Here is a 3666-nt window from a genome sequence, read left to right as displayed (position 1 = left end):
CCCGCCGAGGCCGAAGCACGCTACTATGCACAAGCCGAGGTCCGAGCCTTGGCTGCCTGATCCAAACCAAACAGCCTCCGAAATTCCCGGAGCGGTTCACTTCTGATCGCGGCCCGAATGGCTGAGGGGGTGATGCCTCTGCCCCTTTCAAGTAAGGCCGCAGAATGAGGCTGCTTCCCATCGCCATCAGTATCAAGGGAAACAGGGGCGAAGTGGTCTTGGTTGATCAGGCTCATGATCCAGCCTCATCGCGTCGCGTTGCGCTGGAATTTCCGCTCCCGCTCAAACCCGAGACAGGCTTTTCTAACCGCGAGGAGCAGGTGATCCGCGAGGCTCGGGCCGTCATCGCAGCTGCTTTGATAGCGCTCGATGAATTATGATCCCCAATACGGATTTTGCCTGTGATCGGCCGGTGATCTTCGGATCCGCCACGCATCGAGTGCAGACGCAGATGCGAGATTTCGTTCCCTTCACCCGGGCGCACTTCAATGCCCGCGCATGCCTGATGGCTGGGGCATGAGACTGGCGACCCGGATCGAGCGCCTCGCGGCTCGAATGGCTTCGGTTGTCCGGCTTGAGGCGCCTGTCTCCAGGGCTTGCGTCTCAAGATCCGTCAGTTGATCAATCAGGCGCCCTTGCTCAGCTGGCCCTGGCTCACCTGTGATGCGGGCTATCAGCGTGATCAATCGATGTAAGATCGGGCAGACCCCGGCCGGCTGAGGGTTGGCCATCGCAGCGCTCCACATGCGTGGAGAGGCTGACGAGGCTCGCCAATGGACCATGGCCACCAACACCAACGTGCATTAGGTCAGGTCGGTCCCTGCTTTCCCGACGTTCCTCATCGTCGCAATGACGCGCATGCTGCAGGCATCGATGCCGCTGAGATCAACCTGCGTGAGCGGCAGAGGCACTGGCTCTCCCGCACACACTCGACAGCTTCCAGAGGCCACTGCCCTTCACCGAGATCGAGCACCCCTCCGACGCGCTCGACGAGGCGCTGATCTGGCTCGGTGACGCAGCGATCACCGAAACGGCTGAACTGGCCAGAGCCGCTACGTCGGGGCCATCGGCGTCACTTTCATGAAGGAGTACAGGGACCAGCTGGGCCATGTCTGTGAAAGGAAAGGTGACCTCATGACGACGGATGAAATCGAGGATCTCAATCGAGCATGCTCGGCCCTTGTGAGGCAGCGGAGCGCCGTTGCGAAGAAGCTCGGCAGCATCGACTTGGCGCCTGTCTCGATGGCGGAGGATCTGACGCGCCTCCTCCTGGCCATCGAGGCTGTGGACCGCGCACTCACAGATGCGGGGCATCCGCATCTCGACGCCCGTGGGTAACGAAGGGGCATCCTGAAAGCGAAAAAGCCTACTGCAACGCTGAACGTGACAGCTGTTCCGCCCGTCACTTCGACTGCCGAGCACAGAGCAGCCCCGCGATGTCCTACACGAGGCTGCTCCGGATGCACCGCTCCATGCAAGCGCATCTCTCAGCCCGCCCTTGATAGGCGCGGGCCAATCCCATCTCAGTACCTGAGTGGGTCGACAGTGTCGCCCCGGAATATGCGGGTGCCGCGTCCATCCAGAACCGCCACGCGAGTTGCGGTGCGAGACCTCAATATCCCCGGCCGGTCTCAGCGAGCACGTGCTTCTCGGCCTTTCGGACGACCGAGGCCGGATCGCAGCCCCGCTGCTGAGCCAGCAGGAGCAGATCGGTGATCAGGTCGACGATTTCACAGGTTGGAACGCCCCCCTCTGAGCGACGGTCAGCGCCTTCGGCACGCAAGTAGGCGTCGAGTGCAGTCTGAGCGAGGCCCGTTCGGTTGGTTTCCGCAGGCATGAGCAACTCCTCGACAGCGCGTCCTAGTGAACCGGGTCCTCCGGCAGGCTGTCGGGCGACAGGCGGCATTCGTTGATCAGGAAACCGTTACAGTCGAAGACCCCCTGCCAAATCGACTCTCGGTACCGGACCCTTACCCGAGATAGCCCCTCATCTGGCCCGCGCCCCATCACGACATGTGTCTGGACGAGCCTTAGGGCCGTCTCGGTCTTCAGCAGCTGAGCCGTGATGCCGAGCTTGCGCGCGAGTTCGTTCGGGTCAACGAGCCACTCGCCACGGGCATTGCGATCAAAGCGCATGGGCATACCCTCCATCAGCTCGGCAGCAGAGGCGGGCTGAGGCCGACCGTACCACACCGAAGAGCAGCACGCTCAACGCGCCCGACCAGCTGCATCGAAGCTGGCCCGCCACCCTAGCTTTTTTATTTTTGCCCGATGCTCCAGGACCCTCATGGTCCTATTGTGCAATGCGGCCAACGCCTTGGCCCGAGCCTATAACGCTTGACGAAATTCGTCAGATGTAAACAATGGCAGAATTTTGTTTTCCGGACTTGAATGAGTTCGTCCGTGCACGACTTAGGTGCAATGCGGTAATCGCAGCATTGTATTTCGCCGCCTACGAATATTACACTTATTCTCCTATGTTAGGTACGGCGAATACATAGCATATATGGGAAGGAAACCAAGATGGCATTCAACCAGAATTCCAATCCAGGCAAGCAGTCCGAGCAGAGCGACAAGGCCGCCGACACTGCAAAGGCGACCATCAACAAGACCGCCGAGCAGGGCAAGCAGTTCGCTGAGGCCGCTCGCGATAGCGTGAACAAGATGGCTGATCTGCGCGAGCAGGCCGCCGAGAACACCAAACAGATCGTGCAGAGAAACGTCGAGACCGCCTCGCACCAAGTGCGTGAGGCTACCGAGCGCTTCACGAAGACACTGGGCTTTACTGGTGAGGACAGTGAACGCCTCGCCCGCCAGTCCAAGCAGAACATGGAAGCGGTCGCGCGTTGCGGCACAGTTCTGACTCAAGCCTTCCAGGATGCTTCGCGCGGCTGGTTCGGTCTGGCTCAGAGCCAATGGCAGCGCAACCTCGACGGCCTCAACAAGCTGACCCGTGTCAGGTCGGTTCAGGAGTTTGCCGCGGTCCAGAGTGAGCTGGCCCGCGAGAGCCTGCAGCACATCGTGCAGGATAGTCGGGCGATCACCGAGACCTCCGCCCGCGCCGTCGAGGAGGCCAGCAAGGCGTTCACGAGCGTCGCGCAGACCCCAACGCTCGTTCGCTGAGCCGCCCATCTTTTGAACCAGAACAACGATCGATAGTTCACCATCAGTCAGAGGGGCGGTCGCTTCGGCCGCCCTTTTCTTTTGTGTCAGCCGCGGGCCTCCAGAACCGCGCAACCTGGAACATGCATGTACAACCCCTTTGCTGTCGCCCTGCTTGCCTTGGAGGCTCAGAAGGTCGTCGAGCTTCGGCTCGTGAAGCTCGCCTGGGGCGGAGCTGAGGGGCAGGCCGAGGCCCAGCAGATGGTCAGCGAGAAGGTCAGCGCCTTCATCGAAGCGTCCGGCACGCTGATGACGGGTGGCTCCTACGACATGGTTGTGACGCGCTACCGCGAGCATGTTGCCGCAAACACCAAGCGTCTGAGCGCTGCCTAACGCTATGCGAGTTGATGGGCGAGGGCTTCGTCCTCGCGCAGACGCGACGCAGCGTCGACCCCACGGGCGGAATGAACCGCGCCGGGTTTCTCAGAGGCTCCAACTCTTGAGAGACTGGAGCCATGACGAAGCGAACCCCACCGTATTCCCCCGAAGTCCGCGAGCGCGCGG

6 protein-coding genes are annotated in these 3666 nt (G+C 61.3%); 4 read left to right on the top strand and 2 right to left on the bottom strand.

Annotated elements, in window-relative coordinates; all coding sequences use genetic code 11:
• The first annotated feature begins 164 nt into the window (after positions 1-164).
• Both WDW90_RS35645 and WDW90_RS35640 read left to right on the top strand, forming a co-directional pair.
• Complete coding sequence (locus tag WDW90_RS35645) at positions 165-380, top strand: hypothetical protein (RefSeq protein WP_336492474.1); 216 nt, start codon at positions 165-167, stop codon at positions 378-380.
• Positions 381-1134: 754 nt separating this feature from the next.
• The gene (locus WDW90_RS35640; protein ID WP_336492473.1) at positions 1135-1338 is read left to right on the top strand and encodes a hypothetical protein; all 204 of its coding nucleotides are present in this window, start codon (positions 1135-1137) and stop codon (positions 1336-1338) included.
• A 274-nt stretch (positions 1339-1612) separates the two neighbouring features.
• Here WDW90_RS35640 and WDW90_RS35635 read toward each other — a convergent pair whose 3' ends face one another.
• Complete coding sequence (locus WDW90_RS35635; RefSeq protein WP_336492472.1) at positions 1613-1837, bottom strand: hypothetical protein; 225 nt, start codon at positions 1835-1837, stop codon at positions 1613-1615.
• Positions 1838-1860: 23 nt separating this feature from the next.
• Positions 1861-2136 (bottom strand): hypothetical protein, encoded by a 276-nt coding sequence (locus tag WDW90_RS35630; RefSeq protein ID WP_336492471.1) that lies wholly within the window; start codon positions 2134-2136, stop codon positions 1861-1863.
• Positions 2137-2523: 387 nt separating this feature from the next.
• On the opposite strand from WDW90_RS35630, the gene WDW90_RS35625 reads away from it, so the two are divergent.
• On the top strand, positions 2524-3123 hold the full coding sequence (locus tag WDW90_RS35625) for a phasin family protein (protein ID WP_336492469.1): 600 nt from the start codon (positions 2524-2526) through the stop codon (positions 3121-3123).
• A gap of 126 nt (positions 3124-3249) precedes the next feature.
• Positions 3250-3495 carry a hypothetical protein gene (locus WDW90_RS35620; protein ID WP_336492468.1) on the top strand — a complete coding sequence of 82 codons (246 nt, stop codon included), beginning with the start codon at positions 3250-3252 and terminating at the stop codon, positions 3493-3495.
• The last annotated feature ends 171 nt before the right edge of the window (positions 3496-3666 follow it).

The sequence above is a fragment of the Methylobacterium nigriterrae genome, assembly GCF_037106235.1.
In the GTDB taxonomy this organism is placed as follows: domain Bacteria; phylum Pseudomonadota; class Alphaproteobacteria; order Rhizobiales; family Beijerinckiaceae; genus Methylobacterium; species Methylobacterium nigriterrae.
This window is presented reverse-complemented; position numbering and strand designations above follow the sequence as displayed.